Source organism: Collinsella sp. CLA-JM-H32B (genome assembly GCF_040098065.1).
In the GTDB taxonomy this organism is placed as follows: Bacteria; Actinomycetota; Coriobacteriia; order Coriobacteriales; family Coriobacteriaceae; genus Collinsella.
The window spans coordinates 38,501-63,434 of record NZ_JBBNNA010000002.1 but is presented as its reverse complement, the minus strand read 5'-3'; the positions used below and the strand labels follow the sequence as shown (position 1 = coordinate 63,434).

Below are 24,934 nucleotides of genomic sequence, written 5' to 3'. Positions count from 1 at the left end.
AGGTTATGACCGCATCGCGGGACTCACCGCGCGATGCGCGACGGGCGCCCCGCAAGAGAAACCCTAGACGTCTTTCACCACGTCGGGACTCGTCGCACGCGATGCGCGATAGGCATCGGCCTCCTTGGAGACGCGTTCGAGCAGCTCGGATGTATCGACGCCCTCGACTTGCGCGACCGTTTCAACCGTCTGCATGGCGACCGCCCTCAGGTACGCGCACGCGCTGTCCCCCAGCTGCTCGAGGTCTATCTCCTCGCCGCCCTCCCGGGCAAAGCCGACCGCCATCACAAAGCCCATGATGCCCGAGACCAGAAAGCCCACCGCAAAGCTCGAATCTGCCTTGAGCTCTTCTCCGTCAGGGTGGACGATCTCTCTCACGCGGTCGATGATGATCGTATGGATGCCCTGCACGACCTGCTCGGCGGCACCCGCCCTCATGGTGATGACGATGCGCCGCAGCAGGCAGCGGACGTCGCGCCGGTCGAACGCCGAAAGGTCGCCCTCGCTCGAAAAATGCCAGAGGGCATCGGTGATGAGCTCGTTATCCTGCAGCAGCTGGGCTATGGCGATGGCGACGAGTTCATCGAAATCGTGAAAATAGTAGTAAAACGTTCCGCGATTGCACTGGGCGGCGCGGGTCACCTCGCCAACCGACAGCTCGAAGATGCTGTTGTTCTCGATGAGCTCCCAAAACGCCTCGATGATACGGGTGCGTGCATCGGGCGCATCGGCGTCCTTACGCGGTCTCGCCATGCGCCTCACCGCACCCCTGCGCCTTGGCGTTCATGATGAGCATCTGAAGACGGTTCTCCACGTTGGCGAAGCTCACGTCGGGATCGTAGTCGAGCGGCAGGAACTGCGCCGTGGGATACTGCTCCTTGAGCGCATGGATGAGCCCGCGCCCCACGACATGGTTGGGCAGACACCCGAACGGCTGCAGGATCACGAAGTTGCGGCAGCCGCGCTTGGCGTGCTCGAGGATCTCCGCCGGAATCAGCACGCCCTCGCCCGCATCGAACGTATGGTGCAGGATCTTATCGCTCGCGCGCACGAGCTCGGGCATGCGCGTCGGCGGCTCGTAGAGCGGGCTCGCCGCGCCCAGGCGGTCGCAACGGTCGTGCGCGAGCTCGAACAGGTTGTCCGCTGTGGCGTACCAGGCCTTTTCGGGCAGCGACAGGTCGACGTGGAACTCGCGCGACTGCGCATGCTTGTAGAAATAGGTCTTGCGGATCACGTCGGTCATGCGCGCCTCGATGACCTCGAGCCCGTTGTCCTCGAGGTAGCGCTCGATCTCGTGGTTGGCGCCGAGATGGAAATTGAGCAGGTACTCGCCCACGATGAGAACGGTCGGATGCGGGTTCGAGCGGTCGTACGGAACGGCGTCCATGATCGCAAGCGCGCGTTTGAAGCCCGTCGCCTGGCCTCTCAGCCCGGAGCGCTCCATGCCCTCGATAACCTCATCGAGCGCGCGGTCGAACGCAGCGTCCGCCGCGCCCTTCTCGAGCTCGTAGGGACGGATGCGCCTAAGCATGGCCTCGAGGGTATCGATCATGGGAAGACCGTAGGCGATCTGGATGCTCGGGCCAAGGCCGAGCTTGAAGCCCGGATGCGCATTGTGGGCATCGACGTCGTCGTTGGTGAGCACCGGGACATAGTCGTATCCCGCGTCGTCGAGCGCGCGGCGCAGCAGGGGCATGTAGTGCGTCAGGCGGCAGTCGCCGATATACTTGCCAGTCACCACGGCGACGTCGTGCGGGTCGTACTTACCGCTCTCGAGTGCCGCGAGCGCCTCGCCGATCACGATTTGCGCGGGGAAGCAGATGTCGTTGTGCACATAGCGTTTGCCCAGGCGGATGGCATCCTCGCGCCCGATATCAAGGGCCTCGGCGCGCACGCCCTGATTGCGCATCGCCGCGGTCATGAGCCTGCAGAACGCATGGGAGGTGTTGGGGACCAGTGCGATCTTGTCGTGCCGGTCGCGCTTGGTGTACTTGACCTTATACGGGTCGTCGAGCGGATGGACCGCGTGCACCCGGGCGCCCTCGGCACGCTCCTCCGCGCGACGACGGTTGACCGACTCGATAAACGAACGCACGCGAATGCCCATGGGACCGGCGACGTCGCTCTCATCGAGCTTGATCATCATCGGAACCTTGGAGCCCATCTCGCCCATCATGCGCGCGATCTCGTCGGTGAGATACGCATCGTGGCCGCAGCCGAAGCTGCCCATCTGCACGAGCTCGAGCTCGGGCGTCGATGCGACGATGACCGCGCACGACAGCATGCGCGCATGGTAGTTGTTCACGATGTCGATGCGGCTGTTGGAAAGATCGACGTTGCAGACCCCCGGCACCGCATCGGGCGTCAGCACGGGGATGCCGCGCTCAGAGAAGAGCTTGGGCAGCCCGTGGTTGACCAGCGGGTCGTTGTGGTACGGGCGCGAAGCGATCACCACCGCGTAGCCGCCGTCCTCGCGCACGTTCTCGAGCACCTGCCTGCCGCGCAGCTGCAGCTGGCTCTCAAACGTCTGCTGCGCGCGGTCCGCCTGCTCGGTCGCCTTGGCAACCAGGTCGGCATCGATATCGAAGGTCTCCTTGCACCACGCCTTGAGCTGGCGGTTTCGGTCGCCCTCGTCGTACCAGTGGAACAGCGGCGTATCGAACGGAACGCCGAAACGCCCCTCCGGGTTATCGGAATTGCGCATCACGTAGGGGTATCCCTTTACGACGGCGCACATCCACTCGCTGGTAGAGGCGGTGTTTTCGGTGGGCACCGTCGTGATGATGGGCATGAAGATGCGGTCGACGCCGGCGTCGACGAGATTGCGGATGTGCCCGTGGACGAGCTTGGCCGGGAAGCACACGGTGTCGGATGTGACGTGCGCCAGACCGCGCTCGTACATCGCCTTGGTGCTGCGTCCCGAGACGCGCACCTTAAAGCCGAGCGTGCTGAAGAACGTCGACCAGAACGGCATGGTGTCCCAGAACTCGAGCACACGGGGAATGCCGATCGTGACATCGCGCCCCCCGCAGACGGGAACCGTGGGGTACGACTCGAACAGCAGCTTCTCGCGGTCGACAAAGAGATTGGGGGCAGCCGCGGTCCGGTCGCGCCCCGTGCCGGGTGCCTGTGCCTCGCAAGCACCCTGCGGACGCAGCTCCTCCGCCGCGGGAACCTCGCGCACGAGCTCATCCCATGAGATGGCGCCGCCGCGCGGGCAGCGATTGCCCGTGACGTAAAGCGAGCCGTCGCCAAATGCCACGACCGCGCGCTGGCAGCGGTTGTTGCACCGACGGCAGGTAACGCCGCCGAACTCGCGATGCTCGAAGCGCTCCACGGCATCGAGCCCGATAAACGACGTGCCGGCGTCGCCCTTGCGGCATTCCTCGCGCGCGAGCAGGGCGATACCGATAGCGCCCATCAGCCCCGGGTGGGGCGCACGCGTGACGGGTTTGCCCAGATACTGCTCGAATGCGCGCAGCACCGCGTCGTTTCGGAACGTGCCGCCCTGGACGACGACTTTGTCGCCCAGACGGTTGAGATTTGAAACACGAATGACCTTGGTGAACACGTTCTCGATAATCGAACGGCAGAGACCGGCCATGATGTCGCCCGGACCCTTACCGCGCCGCTGCTCGGAAACGACGCTGCTGTTCATGAACACCGTGCAGCGGCTGCCGAGAACGGCGGGGGCTTTGGACGAAAATGCCTCGGTCGCGATATCCTCAACGGCTATTCCGAGGTTTTTGGCAAAACCCTCGAGGAACGAGCCGCAGCCCGCAGAGCACGCCTCGTTGACGACGATATCGGTCAGCACGCCGTGGTTGAGCCAGATGGCCTTCATATCCTGTCCGCCGATGTCGAGCACGAAGGTCGCATCGGGAACGCATGCGCACGCGGCGTGGGCGTGCGCGACCGTCTCGACCGTATGGTAGTCGGCGTGGAACGCGCGCGCGAAAAGCTCCTCGCCGTATCCCGTGGTGCCCACGGCATCGATCGCAAGCGTGACTCCCGCTGTCTCCCAGCGGTTCTTCAAGCTGACAAGACCCTGTTGGGCGACGTCGAGCGGTCTGCCGTTATTAGACGCGTAGAACGAATCGACAAGCTCACCCGCCTCATCGACCAGGGCGAACTTGGTCGTCGTGCTCCCCGAATCGATACCGAGCGCCACACGCACCGTCTCTCCGGGCGCATACGCATCCGGACCCTTTGCCGGCGTCTCTTTGCCATGGCGTGCCGTAAAATCCTCCTGCTCGGCAGGTGTGGCAAAAAAGGGCTGGGCAAGACGTCCCTCCCCGCTTGCGGGCGCGACCGTCTCGAGCTTATCCAGCCGGACAAAAGCGTCGGGAAGGTCGATCGGTTGGGACGATGCGAACATGTCGGTCAGCGACAGGGCGGCACCGCGCGCGACCATGATCTGCGGATCGCGCGGGACGATAACCTGATCGTCCGATAGATTCAGTTGCTCCCGGAACACGCGGACCAGCGTGGGGTTGTAGGCGAGCGTACCGCCCTCGAAGATTACCGGCGGCTCGATGTCGATACCCTGGGCCAGACCGCCGATCGTTTGGCGGGCGACCGCGTGAAGCGCCGAAAGCGCCAGGTCGGTGGTAGGAATGCCCTCGTTGAGCAGCGGCTGGATATCGGTCTTTGCGTACACGCCGCAGCGGCCCGAGACTTCGTGGACGGTCGTTCCCCGGCTTGCGAGCTGCTCGAACTCGCCCGATTCGGTGCCGACCCCCATGAGCTTTGCCATCTCGTCGATAAATGCACCGGTACCGCCTGCGCACGAGCCGTTCATGCGCATGTCGGCAACCTCGATGTCTCCCTTATCGTTGGTGCGGAAGAAGATCATCTTGGCGTCTTGGCCGCCCAGCTCGATGGCGCAGCGCGTCTGCGGATAGAACCTGCTGATCGCGAGCGCGTTGGCGACCACCTCCTGAACGTACGAGGCGCCCAGCGCGGTCGCGATATCGCGCGCACCCGAGCCGGTCACCGCAACGCGCAGCGACTCATGGGGAAAGCGCTCGGCGAGCTCGCCGAGCATGGCGCGCACGCTCGCTGCCTGACACGCCCCGTGGCGGCGATATCCCCACCACGCCTCGGTCATATCCTCGTGCATCGCGTAAACTTTGGTCGTCGTCGACCCTACGTCCAGTCCTACTAGCAACGCCATAATGCTCCGTCTCTCGCATTTTTCCTGCTAGAGATATACCACTCTACGTAATACAACAGACTGTTGTATTTAAACTCCGTATAAAAAGCGGCTGCCGAAACGCTTCAGCAGCCGCCGAATGCACCAACAGATTGTCTGCGCGCTAGCACGTCGGGCAACGGAGCAGCACGGGCCCTCCGGTCATGCGCACCGCTCGCGCCCGCGATGTCGCCGAGCGAGCTATCCACGCTTAGGGCTCCAACCAAGCAAGTCGCCCGCGCTCAGCAGGTCCCTAAGCGAGCTACTCGCACTCAGAAGCCATAGCCTGCTCCAAGAGCTCGGCATGCTCCTCCTCGAAAACCGTCCCCACAGGGAAGGCGCGACGGAAGACGAAGCGGGAAATCGGACCGGCTACCAAAAGGTTCCACGGCAGCGCCATCACAAAATTATGCGGGATGTTGATCATCCAGATCGCGGGCACGGAATACAGGTTCGCAAGGATGCCGCCGGGCATGTGCGTCAGACCCTCGCAGGCACCGTACAGCGACATGATGATGACCATGGGAACGACCATGCAGGAGCTGACGGCGAGCGTCATGGCAAGCGGCGAGCTCTTGCCCGGCGTGACCAAGTACTTAAAGGCGAAACCCTTGGCGAGCGGGCTGGCGACGAACCAGTCGCAGCACATGGCAAAAATGTAGGCAACGGGGGAGCCGAGCCACGCAGCGGCAACGACCTCGCCGTTGATGGCCCCGTGCTGCAGGGCAACGTTGTAGATGCTCATCCAGAGCACCATGCAAAAGCACATGATAAAGGTGAACAGCAGGCTCTCTCGTTTGTTGATAGGCATGAAGGGCAGATTCCTTTCTGTGTTACGCCGCGGCACTACGCAACAAAAACGGGCGGGCGAGATGGAGCTGTTGGGACTTCATCTCGCCCGCCCGTGGTACGTGCGTCTGCGACTACTTATGTGGTGGAACCAGCCTAGCACGAAAACCCTGCGCTTCGTAAGCGTTGAGTTTATGAAGATGCAGGGTACCAATAATCCCCCGACCCCATAAGTTGCGGTGGAATACGGACTGTTTTGACCCTTTGAGCAGCAATTCAGTCCCTATTTCACCGCAACTCATTTGGTGCAAAGTGACCTGTCCCCCCTTGCACCAATTAGCTGGTGTGGCGCCAGCGAGGGTCGGTGAGCGTACGCGCCACACCCAGGCCAACGGGCAAAAACGCCACGATGAGCACTGCGCGCACAAACCAGCCGAGCATATTGACTGTGTCGAAGGTGCACATGTAATACATCGAGCGATACAGATACAAACCCGGCACCATAATGACAATCGAAGGCACCGTGAGAGCGATACGCGGGTAGGTGAGCTTGACTTCGGCCAAGCTTGCCAGCAGACCCGATACCAGCGCGCCGATAAACGCTGCTGCCTCGGGAGGCATTCCCGTGCTGAGGCCCAGGAAGGGAATCATCGTCGGCGCATCGACAAGGGTCAGACGCAGGGTATTGGAAACGGCGCCGATCAACCCAGCCGCCGCGGCCATCTTTACCGGGCTGTTGAACATAACCGAGAAGCCAAATACACCGATAAAGCTCATCAGTATGCGCAAGAGCGTAAGAGCCAACGGTGAGAGGCCGAGCGGGGCGAAGTCATCCGGCGCCAGCCCCACACATTCGGCAACCATCCAGCCTACGAGGGTCGCCATCACAATAATCGACACAGCATACGAAAGACGCTCAATGCCGCTTCGCATGTCGAGCTTAGCGATGTCGAGGCCTGCCGTAATGAGGGGAAAGCCGGGAATCACAAAGAGCATGGCGCCGATATAGCCTTCTTGGTGCGACATTGCCCCCGGTACGACCTGGCCAAGGCCGAGCAATGCCAGCAGATACGAAACGCAAGCGAGCGCAACACCGGTCGTCAGCGCGCTGAACTGACCAAGGCCTTGCTTGAGAATATGGGAGCGGGCAAAGTTGCCGACACCCGCGCCCACAAACGCGCAGGCCATCTCGATAGGGCCGCCGCCGAGCAAAAAGACGAAGGCGCCGCAAGCACAGGCTGCCGCAAGGCCCTGTTGCCAGGGAGAGTAATCGGGCTTTGAGCTCTCAACGGTCCTGAGCATCTCGTGGTATTCGTGCACGGTAAACCGGCGCCCATACGTCTCGATTTCCTTTAAGAAGCTCTCCATCATCCAAATGCGATGGGTATTGACTCCCGTTGTGGGCAGGCTGACAACCTCGTTAAAGCAGTGGCCATCTTCGATGCAAGTGCACTCAAACGACAGAAGACTCAGGTCGACGTGAATCGTGACGCCGAGTACGGCAGCAACACGATTCATGGTATCGCGCACGCGCCAGGCACCTGTTCCGCTTGCCAGCATAAGCATGCCGGTGCGGCAGATGATGGATGACTTGTCGGTGAGCGGCGCATCGACGGCAAGCTCATCGCCTGCCGTCACGATCTGGTGCCAATCAGTTTTCATATGGAGCGCGCCGGCACGAACGCCGTGGTGCATGGGGGCTCTCGAAAGCAGCGAGTTAAGGCGCGAAGACTGTGGGAACTCCGTTGATTCGTCCTCAACCTCATCAGTCTCTTCATCGACCAGATCAAAAGAATCAAGCGGCGCTGGCTCGCGACGGTCGATCAGCTCCTCGTCCTCATCATCAAAGTAATTGAACTGATCGAGCATGTCCTCTTCGATTGAACGCTCGCTCGCGTCGTCCATATAGACGCTCCCTTCCTACCGACTAACCCCCATCCTAGGCAGCAACGGCTAAAGGAAACATAAAAGAGACGGCTGTCATGCATGGAAGGCGCAAACCCCCAATGCGCCGGTAGATCCCCAACGACTAGGACTGTCCCCAAGTGCCGGCAGAAAAGGAACGTCCCTAAGTGCCAACCAGGGCAACACCGCAGATAGAGGACGGACAGCGAAAGCCCGCCAGAGCGAGCAAGGTCCTTTGGGGCGAGATGACACCATAGGTTGAGCATAAGTCAGCGAGCGGGCCGCATTTGTGACAAGGTGACGTGAAACGAAAGGGCGCTGACCTTCTGGTCGCGCCCTTGAAGTTGAACGTCAGATTGTCCAAATGCGGCCCGCGCAGCGTCGAGCCGTTACGCGGTTTGGTAAAACCGCGTAACCCCCTAGTACATCTTTGCGCCGGCGGGGATGGAGGCGTCGAGCTGGATCAGGTTGAGGCGCTCCTCGCCCTCCTCCTCGTGGACAGCGCTGATCAGCATGCCGCAGCTGGGAATACCCATCATCTTGCGCGGAGGCAGGTTGGTGATGGCGAGCAAGGTCTTGCCAACCAGGTCCTCGGGCTCGTAATAAGCGTGAATACCGGAGAGGATGGTGCGGTCGGTGCCGGTGCCGTCGTCGAGCGTAAAGTTCAGCAGCTTCTTGGACTTCTTGACGGCCTCGCATGCCTTGACCTTCACAGCGCGGAAGTCGCTCTTGGAGAAGGTATCAAAGTCGACGAACTCCTCAAACAGCGGCTCAACGGCGATCTTGGAGTAATCGAGCGTGGGCTTAAGCGACTTAACGAATGGGCTCGCGGCGTTGCCGGCCTCGGCAGCCTTGGCGGCAGCGGCACCGGACTGGAAACCCTTCTCGGGCTTCATGTGCGGGAACAGCAGCACGTCGCGGATAGAAGCCTGGTTGGTAAGCAGCATGACCACGCGGTCGATACCAATGCCAATACCGCCCGCGGGAGGCATACCGTACTCGAGGGCGCGCACGTAGTCCTCGTCATACTCCATGGCCTCATCGTCGCCGCCGGCCTTCTCGGCCATCTGGGCGGCAAAGCGCTCGGCCTGGTCGACCGGGTCGTTGAGCTCGGAGAACGCGTTGGCGTACTCGTGGCCGGCAATAACCAGCTCAAAGCGGTGCGTCAGGCGCGGGTCGTCCTCAAAACGCTTGGCAAGCGGGCTGACCTCGATGGGGTAATCGCACACGAAGGTCGGGTTGACGATGGTGTCCTCGCCCAGCTCATCGTAGATCTCGGCGATAATCTTGCCGGCGGTCCACTCGGGCTTAATCTCCAGGCCCTTCTCGCGCGCGGCGGAAGCAAGCTCCTCGACCGGCGTGTCGATGGTGACCTGCTTGCCGAGCACATCGGAGACGATGTCGGTCATGGGACGGCTGGCCCACTCACCAGAAAGGTCGATGGTCTGGCCCTGGTACTCGATGACCTCGGGGTTGCCGATGGCCTTGTTAGCCGCCTTAATGACGCCCTGGGCGAGCGCCTTCATGCCCTCGAGGTCGGAGAAGGCACGGTAGGCCTCCATCGTGGTGAACTCGGGGTTGTGGGTGAGGTCCATGCCCTCGTTACGGAAGATGCGGCCGATCTCGAACACGCGCTCAAAACCACCGACGATGCAGCGCTTGAGGTGCAGCTCGGTGGCAATACGCAGGTAGCACTCCTGATCGAGCGCGTTGAAGTGGGTAATGAACGGCTTGGCAGTAGCGCCGCCCTGGATGGTCTGCAGGATGGGGGTCTCGACCTCCATGTAGCCGTCGGACTCCATAAAGCGACGGAAGGTGGAGAGAATCTGCGAACGCTTACGGAAGGTCTCGCGAACGTCGTCGTTGGCGATCAGGTCAACATAGCGCTGGCGATAGCGGGTCTCCTTGTCGGAAAGACCGTGGAACTTCTCGGGCAGCGGACGAACGGCCTTGGAAAGCAGGGTCGCACTCTTAGGGGCAACGGAAAGCTGGCCGCGCTGGGTGCGCACGACCACGCCGGTCACGCCCAGGATGTCGCCCAGGTCGAGGGCCTTGAGCGTATTCCAGGCAGCCTCGTCCATGTCGTTGATGCGGCAGAACAGTTGAATCTCGGCAGTCGCATCGCGCACGACGATGAACATGATCTTGCCCTGACCGCGCTTGGCGACCACACGGCCGGCGATCTTCACGACATCCTCGGTGTCCTCACCATCGGCAAGATCGGCGTACTTAGTCTCGATATCGGCGACGTAGTCCTCAAGCTCAGAGTGCTCGGGATAGGGGTTCTGGCCCGCCTCGAACAGGGCGGCGCGCTTGGCCAGGCGGGTGGCGCGCTCGTCGTTGAGCGTCGATGCCTGATCGGCGGCGTTCTGGTTCTCTGCCATAAGTTAGCTCCTCAAACTAAAACGCTCCCCAGGATTCGGTCCCAGGGAGCGAAAACATACCTTTACGCGGGACCGTGGTCTAGCGTGCGATCTTGGCGATGGTGTAGACGCGAGTCTTGCCGGAAGGCGTAACGACCTCGACGGAGTCGCCCTCGCCGTGACCGATGATGGCGTGACCGACCGGAGACTCGTTGGAAATCTTGTGCTCGAGCGAGTTGGTCTCGGTGGTACCAACGAGCGTGACTTCCATGACCTCGCCGTTGGGATCAATCAGCGAAACGGTGGAACCGATGGAGACGGTCAGGTCGCCCGTGGTGGCAGCAACCTGAGCGTTGGCGAGGATGGCCTGGATCTCGGCAATACGAGCGGCGTTCTGGGCCTGCTTGTCCTTAGCGGCGTCGTACTCGGAGTTCTCCGAAAGGTCGCCGAACGCGCGGGCTTCCTTGATGTCCTCGACGATCTCCTTGGCGTAATCGCCCTCACGCCAAGCGAGCTCCTCGACGAGCTTCTGGCGGCCCTCAGCGGTCAGTACGATCTGGCTTGCGTCCATACGGATATCTCCCCAACTCTGATCAAACAATCAACTGTCAACAAAACGAAAAAGACCGGCTAGCCTGCGGGCAAGCCGGTCAGGTGCTCACCCCAAAGGGATGGGACTACTCTGCGTCCGCGTCGCTGTCCTCTGCCTGCTTCTTCTTGGCAGCAGCGAGCTTGGCCTCGAGCTCAGCGATCTCCTTGTCCTCCTCGGACTGCTCGACCACGACCTCCTCGGCCTGCTTGGTCTCGGCCTTATCGTCGCCCTCCATACCCTCGCGGATATTCTTGACGGTAGAGCCGAGGGACTTGCCGAGCTTCGGCAGGTTCTTGGGCCCGAAGATAATCAGGACAACGACGAGAATAATGATGAGCTCAGGAGCCCTCAGTCCAAACATGTAGACCTCCACAATACAGCGAGACAAGCTCGAATGAGTATACCGCGGGTATCGCGGTATCACAACACTAGCTAAAAAAAGGGACCGCAAGAAGCGGTCCCTCCTCATGCTCTGGTCGGGTTGACTGGATTTGAACCAGCGACCCCTGCGTCCCGAACGCAGTGCTCTACCAAACTGAGCCACAACCCGTTAGCTCGACTATAATAACAAAGATTTTCGCCGCGTGCTAGAGAAATTTTTATTTCTTTGAAGCGTCGATTTGAACCGTGTTGGGAATAAGCTCAGTCGCGCAGGCCCACCAGCCATTTTGCTGGGCAGCATCGGCAAGCCTTTCGGCCGTGGCAGCGGTGTCGCAAATGGCAAACGAGCAGGCACCCGATCCGCACACATCTACAGCAACGGTTCCGTCCTGTTTACGCAGCCAGTCGAGGACCGTTTGAATCTGCGGCTCCATCTGTGCGGAAATGACACCAAGGTTGTTATGGATGAGTGCATATGCCGTCTCGGCATCACCGGCACGCAAGGCAGAAGCTATCGCGCCGGGCTTGTCCGCAGGCACCGGGGCCTCGTCAAAACGTCGATAGGCTTCAATTGTCGAAACGCTCGCCTCCCGCGGCTTAACCAGTACGACGGGCGTCGCGGGCAGCGCGAGGTACTCAGTTGCCAGCACGTCTCCCCCACCTACGTAAAACGCAGGGCTCGCGTGCAAAAAGAACGGGACGTCGGCACCAATGCCCCGCGCAATATCGTCGAGCGCTGGGTCGGTGCGATCAATGCCCCAGAGCTCCGCCAAGGCGACAATGACCGCGGCCGCATCCGTCGAGGGGCCGCCCAAGCCGGCGCACAATGGAATGCGCTTCTCAATCGTCACGCAGATGTTTGCCTCGCGACCATAATGCTCGGCCATAGCAACCGCAGCCCGATACGCCGTATTCTTTTGCATGGGAAAGTCGGATGCCGGAACCGTCTGGACGGTCAACTCCTGCGCCGGGGCGACCGTCACGATATCGGCAAGACCGGCGGCTGCCATCAGGGAATCGACCTTGTGGTAGCCACGGTCATCACGCTCGGTATGAACCCCCAGGTAGAGGTTTATCTTTGCCGGCGCAGAAAGGGTCAGGGACCAATCGGTCACCGTTAGTGCTCCTCGAGCTGATTGCCAAGCGGGGTAAAGATGTGCTCGCCGCTCTCGGGGTCGAACAGCTCGACCTGGCCGGTAAGGACATCGATATACTGGTAGGACTGGCGCGACTTGCGGCCACGGCGCTCGTCAACCTCGACGATAAAGACGGCGGGGTGAACGCTCTTGATGGTGCCCATGCGCTCGACGACGCGGGTGCGGCCCATGTTGGCCTTCACCTTAACGCGATCGCCCACCATGTCGGTCAGCTTCTCGTGGATGTCGTCGACGTGATTGACTTCCATCTCTTCCATGAACAGGGCCTCCAGAAGGTGCAATTCAAAAAGGGGATAATACCCCTAAGATAGACAAAAATCTAATACTATAGCACCCTGCTGCCATCATACGCAAGTAGCTAAATAAGCCCCGTCCCAAATTGACTACTTACAGATTGTCTGTGTCAAGAACGATGGTGAAGGGGCCGTCGTTGACGAGGCTGACCTTCATGTCGGCGCCGAAGATGCCGTGTGCCACATGCTCGACGTCTTCGCGCACCAGCGTCAGGAAGTACTCATAGAGCTCGTTGGCCACATCGGGCGCGCCGGCATCCGTAAAGGACGGACGGCGACCATGACGGCAATCGGCAAACAGCGTGAACTGCGACACCACGAGCACCTCACCGTCGACATCGGCAAGCGCCAGATTGGTCTTGCCGTTCTCGTCCTCGTTAATGCGCAGGCCGCGGAGCTTGCCCCACAGTTTATCGGCCTCGGCGCGTGCATCGCCATGGCCCACGCCCAGCAGTACCAGGTAACCGCGGCCAATCTTTCCCACACACTCGCCGTCGACCGTCACACCGGCATTGAGCACGCGCTGCACTACCGCACGCACGGCCTACTCCTCGCCCGTCAGCTTGGCAGACAGGTGCTCGAGTGCATGGAAGCGATGGCTAATGGCGTTCTTCTCGTCCGCCGTGAGCTCGGCCATCGTCTTGCCCGGCGTGTCGACCGGCAGGAACAGCGGATCATAGCCAAAGCCGTGATCGCCGCGGCCCTCGTGCGCGATAACGCCCTCGCAGGCGCCCTCGCCATAGGTAACCAGACCATCCGTGTCGATGAGCGCAACGACGCTCATAAAGCGCGCGGTGCGATCCTCGTCGGCCACGCCATCCAGGTTAACGAGGAGTTTGGCGTTGTTGGCGGCATCGTCGCCGTGCACGCCCGCATAGCGCGCGCTATACACACCGGGCTCACCGTCCAGCGCGTCGACGACCAAGCCCGAATCGTCGGCAATGGCCATAAGGCCCGTCTCCTCAACCGCGGCTTGGGCCTTGATGATGGCGTTCTCCAAAAACGTCGTGCCGTTTTCCTCGGGATCCTCAAAATCACCCAGCTGGCCGAGCGCCACAAAGCGCACCTCGGGCATGACCTTGCCCAAAATGGCCTCGATCTCGGTGAGCTTATGAGCGTTTCCGGTTGCCACGACGATGGTCGCCGCCGGGTCGAGGGTGTCGATGTCAATCTTCTCAAGTGCCATAACTGGCCTCCTTGTCTCTATAGCAATGCCGAGTTGAGGACGACGAGGACTTCGGTCTCTCTCCCGTCTCAATCAACGGCAGTCTTATACTTCGACGTTTTCCCAGATAAAACCTGCCAAAATTAACATCCCTTTTTGGCAGGTTAGGCGAGGGCTTGGCGCTGAAGCTCGATGAGCTCGGCGATGCCCTTGTCGCCCAGGTCGAGCAAGGCGTTGAGACGCTTGCGGTCGAAGGGCGCCTGCTCGCCGGTACCCTGGAGCTCGATCATCTCGCCGGTGTCGGTAGCGACGAGGTTCATGTCGACCTCGGCGTGGCTGTCCTCGGAATAATCGAGGTCGAGCATGGTGTTGCCGTCGACAACGCCCATAGAGATGGCAGCAACCTGGCCCGTGAGCGGAATGCGCTCGATCTTGCCGGCCTCGACCCACATAGCAAGAGCATCATGCAGCGCCACCCAGGCACCGGTAATGCTCGCTGTACGCGTGCCGCCATCCGCCTGGATCACATCGCAGTCGACGGTGACGGTGTACTCACCGAGCGCCTTCATGTTGACGACGGTGCGCAGGCTGCGGCCGATGAGGCGCTCGATCTCCATGGAGCGGCCCTTACGCTTGGCGTACTCGCGCTTGCAACGCTTGCCGGTCGATGCCGGCAGCATGGCATACTCTGCGGTTACCCAACCGGCCTTGGCGCCCTTGCGCCAGCCCGGCACGCCCTCCTCGATGGTGGCGGCACACAGCACGCGCGTGTCGCCGAACTCAGCCAGGCACGAGCCGTGGGCATGTTTCATAACACCACGGGTGAGCCTGACGGGGCGCAGCTCATTGGCGGCACGACCGTTGGCGCGGTTGACCTGCATGTACTCCATAGAAATATCCTTTCGGCAAAAGAAGGGGGCAAGTCTTTGGACGGTAACCCTACATCTATTTCAGTTCGTCGATATCGACATGCTCGATGCTTTTGAGCGGCTGGCCAAAGATAAAGCTACCCGCCACCGCAAACTCGGCAATGTTGTCAGACGTGGTGGCAAAGCGATGCTGCGGTTCGGCAGCGTCGCCCGCCAGCTGCTCACGACGCGTGAGGATATCGGTCAGCTCGCGCGTAGTCTCCTCGGCGGAACTCACCACGCGCACCCCGGGCCCCAGCGCATGGCGAATAGGTCCCACGAGCAGCGGAAAGTGCGTGCAACCAAGCACCACGGTATCGATTCCACGATCGCGCAGCGGCTCAACCGTGGCGCCGACCAGCGCTCGCACGGCCGGCGTATCGAAGATGTCCTCGTTCTCGAGCCACTGCTCCTGCAGATGCGCACCCGAGGCGAGCTCGTGCTCGACGACCTCGACAAAGCTCGAAGCCGGGCATCCATACACGTCCACACCGGCATCCAAATCCTGAATGGCACGCGTGTAAGCACCCGAGCGAATGGTGAGGTTGGTGGCGAGAACGCCCACGCGGCGTGTGCGAGTGCTGTTAATCGCCGCACGTGCGCCCGGCGCGATGACACCGATCACGGGCACGTCGAGCACCTGCTGAGCCAGACGCAAGGCCGCTGCAGTCGCCGTGTTGCAGGCGATGACCATGATCTTGACGTCGTGCTTCGACAGCCAGCGGCCCGCCTGCAGTGCAAACGAGCGCACCTCGTCCTCGGTGCGAGTGCCATAAGGGCAGCGTTTGGTGTCGCCGAAATAGTAGACGGACTCATGCGGCAGCGCCGTCGCGATGGCGCGTGCAACTGTCAGACCGCCCAGACCCGAGTCGAATACGCCAATGGGGCGCGTGTCGCCAGCCAGATTCTCGATATCGGACATTACCTCACCAGATTCTCTCTCGAAAAGATATGGCTCAGAACGATAGGACCGTACTACGAACGAGCCGCGACAAGCAGCTCCGCCGTTGCCGCCCAGCCGTCGACAATCTTGCCGCGCGTGACGTAAGCGTTGTCGCAAGCGTCCAAGAACTCGGGCGCGCCGGCGCTGGTCAGGCCGTTCTCGACCAAGCAGAACGTACCCACGTGGTCGGCCATGTAGAAATCGGACTCGGAGTCGCCGAGCGCCAGCGTCTCCTCGCGCTCGATCCCCAGGTGCTCGCAGAAGCGCGCAATGGCAACGCCCTTGTTGAGACCCGCCGGGTTGATGTTGAAGGCACGGCCGTCCTCGACACGATTAAGCTCGAGCGTCGTCGGCTTGGACAGATGGGTTAAATGGCCGTTGCAAGCCCAAACCAGGCCGCAGCCGGCCTCGTCGAGGATGACTTGCGCCTCGTCATCAGGCACATCGCCGCGCATGCCGACAGTGACCTCGCGGTACTTGTAACCGGTCGACATGTCGTTGTGGTACTCGATCTTGTGCGGCCAGCGAGCGAGAATTTTCTCGCACACGCCGGTCTGCTCGATCACCTGGTGCGGTGTGAGACCGCAGGCGGGATCGTAGGGCATGTCGCCGGTCAGGTACTCCCAATCGTTGGCCTTGAGGTCGTACATGACCAGGCCGCCCATCTCGCCGATGTAGGAGTTGAGGCCGAGCACGCGCGCGTCCTCGTGGATCATAGTGCGGTTGCGACCCGAGGTGGGAACCACCTGGATGCCGGCGCGGGCGAGCGCGACGACCGCCTCGACAAGCTTGGTCGAGGGATTGCCGTCGTTATCGCGCAATACGCACGAGCCAGGAGCGAGCATCGTGGCGTCCAGATCGGTAAAGACGTACTTGACCTTGGCCAGACGCTCGCGCATCTCGCCCGAAAGCTCGGCAACGGTCGGCAGGGTGTTGTGGGACATGGTCACTCCATTACGTAGAAGGGGCTTGGTCTAGGCGTCATACGCCGCAAGGGTGCGCTTGAGAATCGAACCGTCGCGCTCGCAAGGCTCGGGCCCGTTCTTGCGCAGCATACGCTCTTCCTCGCCCTTACCGGTCACGATGACCACGGCAGGTCGGACGGTTTCGCGCACGGCAGTCTCGATAGCGGCAACGCGATCAGTCACGATTTGCCAGTTATCATTTCCCTGCGCTTGAACGTTGCGCGCGATCTCGGCACAAATATCCTCGACGTCTTCGGGGCCAGGGTCATCCTCGGTAATCACGATTCGGTCGGCATACTTGCCAGCGGCGATGCCCATCGTGGTGCGTCGATCGACACCCTTACCGCCCGTAGCGCCAAATACAACCGCCAGCTCGCGCTCGGGATAGTTCTCGCGCAAGTCACGCAGGAGTGTCTCGAGGCTCATGCCGTTATGTGCAAAATCGACGACGCCCAGGATTTTGCCCGATACGGACGGATAGAGCTCCATACGGCCGGGAACGAAGACGCCCTCAAAGCCGTGGACGATACCCTCTTCGGAAATGCCCAGGGCCTCGGCGCAGGCAATAGCGGCAAGCGCGTTGGACACATTGAACTTAACCGGCGTGGGAATCACAATGTCGCGCGTAAAGCGGGGCGTGCGCACCGTTGCCACCACGCCGCAGTCGCCATTACGAATCGCCAGCGCAAGCACGTCGGCACGCTCGTCGGTCAGGGAGAACGTCACCGTACGTTCGCAACGAGATGCCGTCTCGAGCACGCGATCGACCTTGTCCATATCGAGATTGACCACGGCAAAACGGCTCTGCGAGAAGATTTTGAGCTTGCTGGCAAAGTAATCCTCGAGCGTCGGATGCTCAATCGGCGAAATGTGATCCTCGCCGATATTGGTAAAGGCGCCGACCTCAAAGGCGATCTTGCCCGTGCGCTCGTATTTGAGGCCCTGGCTCGATGCCTCCATAACCAGCCACGGGGCACCCGCCTCCGCAGCATGTGCGATGCGAGACTGCAGCAGGAAGGATTCGGGGGTCGTCAGTTTGGAAGGGCCCGCCTCGATGCCGTCGTCGAACTCAATGCCCGTATTAAGAGCGGGTCGGTGACAGCCCGTAAGCTTGGCCTCGTTGACGAGAATGCCGCGCAGATAAAAGCTACAGGTCGACTTGCCCTTGGTGCCTGTAAAGGCACAGACCTTCACCTTGCCCGACGGGTGCCCATAAAAGGTATCTGCCACCACGGCGAGCGTGCGACGAATATCACTCACAATCACCGCGGGAAGATCAACATCGTAATCGACCTCGGAAACGTAGGCCACGGCGCCATCGGCGATTGCCGAAAGCAGGTACTCACGCTTAAACGCGCGGCCCTTGCAGACAAACAACGTGCCCGGACGCACCTGGCGCGAGTCGTCAGTCGCAAACTCAATGCGCTGGTCGCACGAAGCGCTCGGTTTGGAAACAACAAGGTCATCTTCCTCGAGCAACTCTATATAGCGCATCAGAGTTAGCTTCTCTTGTGTCGGACTCGACATACAAAGACCTCTCTCGCTAAATTCAGCCTTAAAGGGCAAAAGACGTCCCGCGGCAGAAACGATGAAACATTCTGTATTATCAACCATCCTAATATGCCACCCGACCCTGCGCGCACTGCAGCCTTCTAAAAAATTGCATGGACTGTGTCGTGGGTTAATAGATGGCAACAGTGTTCACCCCGCGTAAAAACAAGGAAATCTGGGTGCTATTCTTTAGCATAGTGTTCGCAACCACGGCCCGCCGCTTCGTCTGAAGATCGGGCCGTGGTTTTTTCGGTTCGCTCGGCGCTTATGCCCTATCACGAAACAAAAGATTGGCATGATAGTAAAGATTATTTGACATCAGCTGCCGTAACCCTTGCGGCAGTACACCTGAGCCGTCAGCAGAAAGGATCTTGCATGTGCGGTTTTGTCGGTTTTACCGGTACAGATGAACAGAGTGAGCTGGTTCTCACGGCCATGATGAATCGCATCATCCACCGTGGTCCCGATATGGGCGGCCAGCATATCGTCGACAACGTTGCCCTTGGCTTCCGTCGTCTTTCGATTCTTGATCTTTCCGAAGCTGGAGCTCAGCCCATGTCGAGCGATGACGGCAAGGTCACGATTGTCTTCAACGGAGAGATCTACAACTTCCAGGAGCTTCGCGCCGAGCTGGAGGCAGCCGGCTACGCCTTCCACTGCAACGCCGATACCGAGGTCCTGGTACACGGTTACGAGGAGTGGGGCGAGGACCTGGTCAACCGCCTGCGCGGCATGTACGCGTTCGTGATTCACGACCAGAACAAGAACAAACTCTTTGGCGCTCGCGACATCTTTGGTATCAAGCCGTTCTATTACTACCAGGCATCCGATGGCTCGCTGCTGTTTGGCTCCGAAATCAAGAGCTTCCTGGACCATCCCAAGTTTGAGAAGGCTGTCAACCACGACGCGCTGCGCCCCTACCTGACGCTGCAATTCCCCGCCACGGAGGAGACCTTCTTTAAGGGCGTGTTCAAGCTTGCCCCGGCGCATTGCTTTACGTATGACCTGACGACCAACACCATGGACATCAAGCGTTACTGGAGCTGTGACTTCACCGACGACAACTCCAAGACCTTCGAGGAGTACGTGGACGAGTGCGACAAGGTCGTGCACGAAAGCGTCGCTGCGCACCGAATCGCCGATGTTAAGGTGGGCTCGTTCCTTTCTGGCGGCGTGGACTCCAGCTACATTGCCGCCTGTCTCATGCCTGACACCACGTATTCTGTTGGCTTTGATTACAAGAACTTCAACGAGACCAACTACGCTGCCGAGCTTTCCGACAAGCTGGGCATCAAGAACGTGCGCAAGATGATTACCGCCGACGAGTTCTTCGATGCGCTGCCCGATATCCAGTACCACATGGACGAGCCGCAATCGAACCTGTCCAGCGTTCCGCTGTACTATCTGGCGCAGATGGCTTCCGAGGAGGTCACCGTCGTCCTTTCGGGCGAGGGTGCCGACGAGCTGTTTGCCGGCTATGAGTGGTACGAGGACACCCCCGAGATGCGCTCCTTTAAGAAGCGCGTGCCGCTCGGCGTGCGTCGCGCCCTGGGCTCACTCGTTCAGCATCTCCCCTACTTTAAAGGCCATAACTTCCTGACGAAATGCGCCGAGGTTCCCGAGCGCTGGTATGTGGGTCAGGCAAAGGTGTTCGATCCCTCCGAGGTCGACGAGGTGCTCAAGCCCGCTTATGACACCGGCAAGAACGCCGCCGAGATGTGCGCCGAGTACTACAAGCAGGTTCCCAACTGCTGTGAGCTTTCCAAGAAACAGTATCTGGATATGAACATGTGGCTGCCTGGCGACATTCTGCTCAAGGCCGATAAGATGTGCATGGCGCATTCTTTGGAGCTTCGCGTCCCGTTCCTGGACAAGAAGGTCATGGAGTTTGCCGAGCACATTCCCGCCAACTACCGTGTTAACGAAGAGGGCTGCAAGCTTGTCCTGCGCCACGCCGCCAACCGCACGCTGCCCGATGAGTGGGCCACGCGCAAGAAGGTGGGCTTCCCCGTACCGGTCAAGTACTGGCTGCGCGAGCAAAAGTACTACGACTACGTAAAGGAATACTTCACCGCGCCGTGGGCTGCCGATTTCTTTGATACCGATGCGCTCATGAAACTGCTTGACGATCACTTTGAGGGTCGTGCGCTCAACCAGCGCAAGATCTATACCACGCTGACGTTCCTCATCTGGTACAAGCGCTTCTTTATCGACGAGGACAAGGGCGCTGAAGTCGCCGCGTAAGTTTCGTTATGAATTAGCGGTGAACAGCATAGGGTTTCCGCTATACTCAGTCCCTGCGGGCGATTGGCGCAACGGTTAGCGCAGGTGCTTTACACGCACAAGGCTGGGGGTTCGAATCCCTCATCGCCCACCACTTGATTGAAAAGGCTCGCAGCGATGGGGGCCTTTCTTTTTTGTGCCCAGTGCAGAGGGATTCGAACCCGCAAGGGTGCGGAGCTGAGGAAACGCGAAGCGTTTTCCAGCGCAGCACGCGAGGAGCGAAGCGACGAAGCGGAAGCGGGCGGCGCCAGCCGCACGCGGACATCCCTCATCGCCCACCACTTGATTGAAAAGGCTCCCAGCGATGGGGGCCTTTCCTTTTTGGGCCCATCGCAGAGGGATTCGAACCCGCCAGCACGTCTGTCACAAAGGCCATGGCCAAAAAATGGCAAAAATGAGTACTGCTACCTTGGTTACAACATATAAATAGATAGTATTTGCTTAAGTTTCGCAACATATGTCCATTATAAGGACTAACAGTCGGACCAGAATCGTGCATTCATCGCCATTTCGACTTGCTATTTGGTCTGATTAGTCCAAAATTGCTGCTACCAAATCGGTAACAGTACTCATATTTGATGTTTTTTGACCAGTAGGTCTCCCAGCCTTAGCAAATCTAAGGCAAAAAGGGTTCCAGACCGCTGAATCATGCCGCATATGGCACGTCCGCAGTCCGGAACCCGGTCCAAATTGAATCATTGCGCCGAACTAGCCCAAGACACCCGACAAAATCTCAATCAGGCTATCCACATCGGCCTCCTCGCACACGAGCGGCGGCAGGAAACGCAGCGTATGAGCTCCGGTCGCGTTAATCACGGCACCGGCCTCCAGCGCTCGGGCAACAATGTCATGTGCATCGCCCGCAGCGCCATCCAGGTCGCAGCCGAGCATCAGGCCGCGGCCACGGACCTCAACCACGTGCGGAAGCTTGGCTAGCGTCTGCTCCATATAGGCGCCCACCTTGGCGGCATGCTCAGCGTAGTCGCCGCGCACAAGCGCGGAGAGCGTCGCAGCGCACGCCGCGACGGCCAAGCAGCTACCGCCAAAGGTCGAACCGTGGTCGCCAGGCTTAAACACGTCGGCGATCTCCTTCTTTGCCACCACGGCGCCCATGGGAACGCCGTCGGCGATGCCCTTGGCAAGACTCATGATGTCGGGCTCCACGCCATAAGTCTGGAACGCAAACGGCTTACCGGAGCGGAACAGACCGCACTGGACCTCGTCGGCGATAAGGACGGCACCGGCCTCGTGCGCCAGGTCGCGCGCGGCAGCCATAAACTCCTCGGTCATGGGATGCACGCCGCTCTCGCCCTGAATCGGCTCGAGCATCACGGCGCAAATCTCGCTTCCCAGCTGCTTAAAGATTGCGTGCAGCTCATCGATATCGTTGGGTGTGCAGGCCACAAAGCCGCCCGGCAACGGGCGGAAGCTATCCTGCAGCCAATCCTGCATGGTAGCGGCAATGGTCTCGAGCGTTCTGCCATGGAAGCCACCGCGCATGCACACGATGGTGTTGCCACCGTTACCGGCACGCTTGGCGTACAGGCGAGCAAGCTTCATCGAACCCTCATTGGCCTCGGCGCCGGAGTTGGCAAAGAACGTCTCCCACACCTGCTCGCCCGCCGTCGGAGCACCGAGCGCAGCTGCCGTGGTCTCATCGCCGGCGGCAATGGCATCGGCAATCACGCGTGCGCTGTCCACGTCATCGTTAGCGAGCTTGGACAGCAGCGCCGCGACCTGGCCACGCTGCTCGATGTAGAAGTAGTTAGACACATGCAGAAGCTTTTTGGTCTGAGCCTCGAGCGCCGAAAGCACTGCAGGACTACCGTGGCCTAGGCTACACACGCCAATACCAGCGAGAAAGTCGAGATACTCATGACCATCGTCACCGGTGAGCTTCATACCGTGACCTTCGACAAACTCAACCGGCGAGCGGCCAAAGGTATGCATAACGTAGTGGGATTCGAGCGATTGTTGAGCAGCAAGTGACATGGGATGCCTTTCGTTAAGCGCCAGGTAGCGCGGGCTATGGGTGTACGGATGCGGCGCCAGGACGTTAAACCGTCTGGAGCTTCTCGACCTCGTCGAGGTTCTCGGTCAGACGTGCCGCAAAGGTCGAAAGCGGGTGCGGGTGCGTATCGAACTCATAAGCCGTCTCGGTGGAATGAATCACGGTACCGACGCCGGCATCGGTCAACAGCTCCAGCAGCAGCGAATGCGGCGTGGTGCCGTTAATGATGTGCGCGCGGAACACACCGGCGGCAAGCGCATCGACAGCGGCGCGTAGCTTGGGAATCATGCCCTTGTCGACTTCGCCGCCGTAGAGCATCTCATTAACCTCGTCGAGCGTCAGGTTGGAAATGAGCGAATCCTTGTCGCTAAAGTCCTTATACAGGCCATCGACGTCGGTAAGGAAGATCACCTTATGCGCGTGGAGCGCCGCCGCGACAGCACCGGCGGCAGTATCGGCGTTGATGTTAAAGAAGCCGCCGTCCTCCCCCGCCGCGACGGTAGCGATGACGGGAATGTACTCGCTATCGAGCAAGCGCTCGATATAGTCGGTGTTGACATGCGTCACTTTGCCCACGCGACCGAGCTCGGGGTCGAGCGGCTCGGCGATGAGCGTGCCGGCATCGCTGCCCGACACGCCCACGGCCAGGTTACCGTGCTGGTTGATGGCAGCGACCAGCTCCTGGTTGACCTTGCCGCCCAGTACCTCGCGCACGATATCCATGGTATCCGGCGTGGTTACGCGCTGGCCGTTCTTAAATTCGACAGGGATGTCATAGTGGCTGAGTGCTTCGTTAATGGCCTTGCCGCCGCCATGCACGATAACGGGGCGCATGCCGATGATCTTGAGCAGAACGATATCGCTCATCACGTCGCGGCGCAGTTGCTCGTCGACCATGGCGGCTCCGCCGTACTTGATAACGACCGTCTTGCCGGTCAGGTTTTTAATCCACGGCAGCGCCTCGAACAGCAGCTGCGCGGTCGCTTCGTTGGATTCGCTCGAACGACAATCGCGTGCGAATTTCATAGTCTGCCTCGTCTTTCGTGTAGCCATTGAGCCATGCCCCGCCGCTCGCAATCACACCGGGACGCACGGCACGCCCAGAATCTAGGAACGGTAGTCACCGTTGATGGAGATATATTCGTGCGTGAGGTCGCAGGTCCACACGGTCGTCGCCGCATCGCCTGCGCCGAGATCGGCCGAAATCACAATCTCGGGCGCCTCAAAACGTCGCAGGGCCTCGTCCTCATCGAAGGGGACCGTCAGGCCATCGCGACAGACGGGCATGCCCATCATGTCGATGGAAACATCTTCCTGGTTAAACTTCACGCCGCACTTACCGAGTGCCATGGCAACGCGGCCCCAGTTGCAATCGTGTCCGGCAATGCAGGTCTTGACGAGCGGAGAGTTGGCAACAGCGCGCGCCACGATATCGGCCTCCTCGTCGTTAGCGGCGCCGGTAACATTAACCGTCACGAGCTTGGACGCGCCCTCGCCGTCGGCGGCGATGTTGCGCGCCAGGCTCTCGCACACCTCGTGCACGGCAAATGCCAACTCGTCAAAGGCATCAGTGCCCTCGACGATGGCCTCGGCATCCGCAGCGGCGCCGGAGGCAAGCATGATGCAGGTGTCGTTGGTCGAGGTATCGGAGTCGACCGTTACCTTGTTGAAGGTCTGTTTGACGGTCGAGAGCAGCAGAGCGTGGAGAGCCACCGGCTCGACGGGGGCATCGGTGGTAATGACCGAAATCATAGTGGCCATGTTGGGCATGATCATGCCCGAGCCCTTGCACATGCCACCCACCGTATAAGCGTTGCCCACATGGCCCGCGGCCTCGCTGCGGTAGCGAACGGCATACTCCTTGGAATGGGTATCGGTGGTCATGATGGCGCGGGCGGCATCGGCGCCACCATGAGCGGAGAGTGCCTCATAAGCTGCCGGAATCGCCGTCTCGAATGTGTCGATCGGCAGAATCTGACCAATCACGCCCGTGGAGGCGACCAGGATTTGCTGAGGCTCGCAGCCGATGACCTGCGAGGCGATGCTGCACGTCTCGCGCGCGCAGGCAAGGCCTGTCTCACCCGTGGCGGCGTTGGCATTGCCAGAGTTGACCGAAACACCGGCGATGATACCGTAGCCCTTGTCGGCACCGCCCAGGTTGGCACGGCTCACCTGCACGGGCGCCGCGCAAAAGCGATTGATGGTAAACACGCCGGCACCGGGACAGGGCTTATCGGGCACGACGAGCGCATAGTCCAAGCGCTCGGGATTCTTCCGGAATCCCGCATGGATGCCTGCGGCCTTAAAGCCGGCAGCTGCCGTAACGCCACCCTCGACGGCGCGAATCTTGATATCAATCAGGTCGGTATTCATCGTCTTTATGGCTCCTTATGTCAAACAAAAAACGGACATCGGTTGGTGCGCCATGCCAGTC

The 24,934-nt window shown here is 60.4% G+C and carries 19 protein-coding genes and 2 tRNA genes; 2 read left to right on the top strand and 19 right to left on the bottom strand.

The window, feature by feature from the left end; genetic code table 11:
* Nucleotides 1–63: 63 nt before the first annotated feature.
* The 16 genes from AAA138_RS02285 to AAA138_RS02210 all read right to left on the bottom strand — a co-directional run bounded on the left by AAA138_RS02285 (nucleotide 64) and on the right by AAA138_RS02210 (nucleotide 18,149).
* Nucleotides 64–753 (bottom strand): TetR/AcrR family transcriptional regulator, encoded by a 690-nt coding sequence (locus AAA138_RS02285; protein ID WP_260698809.1) that lies wholly within the window; start codon nucleotides 751–753, stop codon nucleotides 64–66.
* On the bottom strand, nucleotides 737–5,176 hold the full coding sequence (locus AAA138_RS02280) for an acyl-CoA dehydratase activase (protein WP_349089402.1): 4,440 nt from the start codon (nucleotides 5,174–5,176) through the stop codon (nucleotides 737–739). The genes AAA138_RS02285 and AAA138_RS02280 overlap by 17 nt, the downstream gene beginning before the upstream one ends.
* A gap of 280 nt (nucleotides 5,177–5,456) precedes the next feature.
* Nucleotides 5,457–6,005: a DUF2798 domain-containing protein gene (locus AAA138_RS02275; protein WP_349089400.1), complete on the bottom strand. Its 549-nt coding sequence runs from the start codon at nucleotides 6,003–6,005 to the stop codon at nucleotides 5,457–5,459.
* Between the two features lie 314 nt (nucleotides 6,006–6,319).
* Nucleotides 6,320–7,888 carry a threonine/serine exporter family protein gene (locus tag AAA138_RS02270; protein WP_349089398.1) on the bottom strand — a complete coding sequence of 523 codons (1,569 nt, stop codon included), beginning with the start codon at nucleotides 7,886–7,888 and terminating at the stop codon, nucleotides 6,320–6,322.
* Nucleotides 7,889–8,307: 419 nt separating this feature from the next.
* Complete coding sequence (lysS, locus tag AAA138_RS02265; protein ID WP_349089397.1) at nucleotides 8,308–10,272, bottom strand: lysine--tRNA ligase; 1,965 nt, start codon at nucleotides 10,270–10,272, stop codon at nucleotides 8,308–8,310.
* 79 nt (nucleotides 10,273–10,351) lie between these two features.
* Nucleotides 10,352–10,822 (bottom strand): transcription elongation factor GreA, encoded by a 471-nt coding sequence (gene greA / locus AAA138_RS02260; RefSeq protein ID WP_006234960.1) that lies wholly within the window; start codon nucleotides 10,820–10,822, stop codon nucleotides 10,352–10,354.
* A gap of 106 nt (nucleotides 10,823–10,928) precedes the next feature.
* Nucleotides 10,929–11,204 carry a twin-arginine translocase TatA/TatE family subunit gene (tatA, locus tag AAA138_RS02255; protein ID WP_022094895.1) on the bottom strand — a complete coding sequence of 92 codons (276 nt, stop codon included), beginning with the start codon at nucleotides 11,202–11,204 and terminating at the stop codon, nucleotides 10,929–10,931.
* 112 nt (nucleotides 11,205–11,316) lie between these two features.
* Nucleotides 11,317–11,393, bottom strand: a tRNA-Pro gene (locus AAA138_RS02250).
* 49 nt (nucleotides 11,394–11,442) lie between these two features.
* Nucleotides 11,443–12,339 (bottom strand): 4-(cytidine 5'-diphospho)-2-C-methyl-D-erythritol kinase, encoded by an 897-nt coding sequence (gene ispE / locus AAA138_RS02245; protein WP_349089396.1) that lies wholly within the window; start codon nucleotides 12,337–12,339, stop codon nucleotides 11,443–11,445.
* A 2-nt stretch (nucleotides 12,340–12,341) separates the two neighbouring features.
* Nucleotides 12,342–12,638, bottom strand: coding sequence for a Veg family protein (locus AAA138_RS02240; RefSeq protein WP_006234957.1), 297 nt, complete (start codon nucleotides 12,636–12,638; stop codon nucleotides 12,342–12,344).
* Between the two features lie 130 nt (nucleotides 12,639–12,768).
* On the bottom strand, nucleotides 12,769–13,215 hold the full coding sequence (dtd, locus tag AAA138_RS02235; RefSeq protein ID WP_349089395.1) for a D-aminoacyl-tRNA deacylase: 447 nt from the start codon (nucleotides 13,213–13,215) through the stop codon (nucleotides 12,769–12,771).
* 3 nt (nucleotides 13,216–13,218) lie between these two features.
* Entirely contained in the window at nucleotides 13,219–13,860 is a 642-nt protein-coding gene (rdgB, locus tag AAA138_RS02230) for an RdgB/HAM1 family non-canonical purine NTP pyrophosphatase (RefSeq protein WP_055286757.1), read from the bottom strand.
* 143 nt (nucleotides 13,861–14,003) lie between these two features.
* Nucleotides 14,004–14,729: a ribonuclease PH gene (gene rph, locus AAA138_RS02225; RefSeq protein WP_349089394.1), complete on the bottom strand. Its 726-nt coding sequence runs from the start codon at nucleotides 14,727–14,729 to the stop codon at nucleotides 14,004–14,006.
* Between the two features lie 55 nt (nucleotides 14,730–14,784).
* Nucleotides 14,785–15,669: a glutamate racemase gene (gene murI / locus AAA138_RS02220; protein WP_117802904.1), complete on the bottom strand. Its 885-nt coding sequence runs from the start codon at nucleotides 15,667–15,669 to the stop codon at nucleotides 14,785–14,787.
* 53 nt (nucleotides 15,670–15,722) lie between these two features.
* A complete protein-coding gene (locus AAA138_RS02215) occupies nucleotides 15,723–16,634 on the bottom strand; it encodes an HAD-IIB family hydrolase (RefSeq protein ID WP_349089392.1) in 912 nt (303 codons plus the stop codon).
* Nucleotides 16,635–16,664: 30 nt separating this feature from the next.
* Nucleotides 16,665–18,149, bottom strand: a complete 1,485-nt coding sequence (locus AAA138_RS02210) for a UDP-N-acetylmuramoyl-L-alanyl-D-glutamate--2,6-diaminopimelate ligase (protein WP_349089391.1) — start codon at nucleotides 18,147–18,149, stop codon at nucleotides 16,665–16,667.
* Nucleotides 18,150–18,581: 432 nt separating this feature from the next.
* On the opposite strand from AAA138_RS02210, the gene asnB reads away from it, so the two are divergent.
* Together asnB and AAA138_RS02200 are read left to right on the top strand one after the other, a co-directional pair.
* Nucleotides 18,582–20,450 (top strand): asparagine synthase (glutamine-hydrolyzing), encoded by a 1,869-nt coding sequence (gene asnB, locus AAA138_RS02205; RefSeq protein ID WP_349089390.1) that lies wholly within the window; start codon nucleotides 18,582–18,584, stop codon nucleotides 20,448–20,450.
* Nucleotides 20,451–20,507: 57 nt separating this feature from the next.
* A tRNA-Val gene (locus tag AAA138_RS02200) sits at nucleotides 20,508–20,583 on the top strand.
* A 614-nt stretch (nucleotides 20,584–21,197) separates the two neighbouring features.
* Here the strand turns inward: AAA138_RS02200 and AAA138_RS02195 are convergent.
* The 3 genes from AAA138_RS02195 to argJ all read right to left on the bottom strand — a co-directional run bounded on the left by AAA138_RS02195 (nucleotide 21,198) and on the right by argJ (nucleotide 24,873).
* Nucleotides 21,198–22,481 (bottom strand): aminotransferase class III-fold pyridoxal phosphate-dependent enzyme, encoded by a 1,284-nt coding sequence (locus AAA138_RS02195; RefSeq protein WP_349089389.1) that lies wholly within the window; start codon nucleotides 22,479–22,481, stop codon nucleotides 21,198–21,200.
* A gap of 64 nt (nucleotides 22,482–22,545) precedes the next feature.
* A complete protein-coding gene (argB, locus tag AAA138_RS02190) occupies nucleotides 22,546–23,526 on the bottom strand; it encodes an acetylglutamate kinase (RefSeq protein ID WP_349089388.1) in 981 nt (326 codons plus the stop codon).
* Between the two features lie 81 nt (nucleotides 23,527–23,607).
* Nucleotides 23,608–24,873: a bifunctional glutamate N-acetyltransferase/amino-acid acetyltransferase ArgJ gene (gene argJ / locus AAA138_RS02185; RefSeq protein ID WP_349089387.1), complete on the bottom strand. Its 1,266-nt coding sequence runs from the start codon at nucleotides 24,871–24,873 to the stop codon at nucleotides 23,608–23,610.
* Nucleotides 24,874–24,934 lie beyond the last annotated feature (61 nt).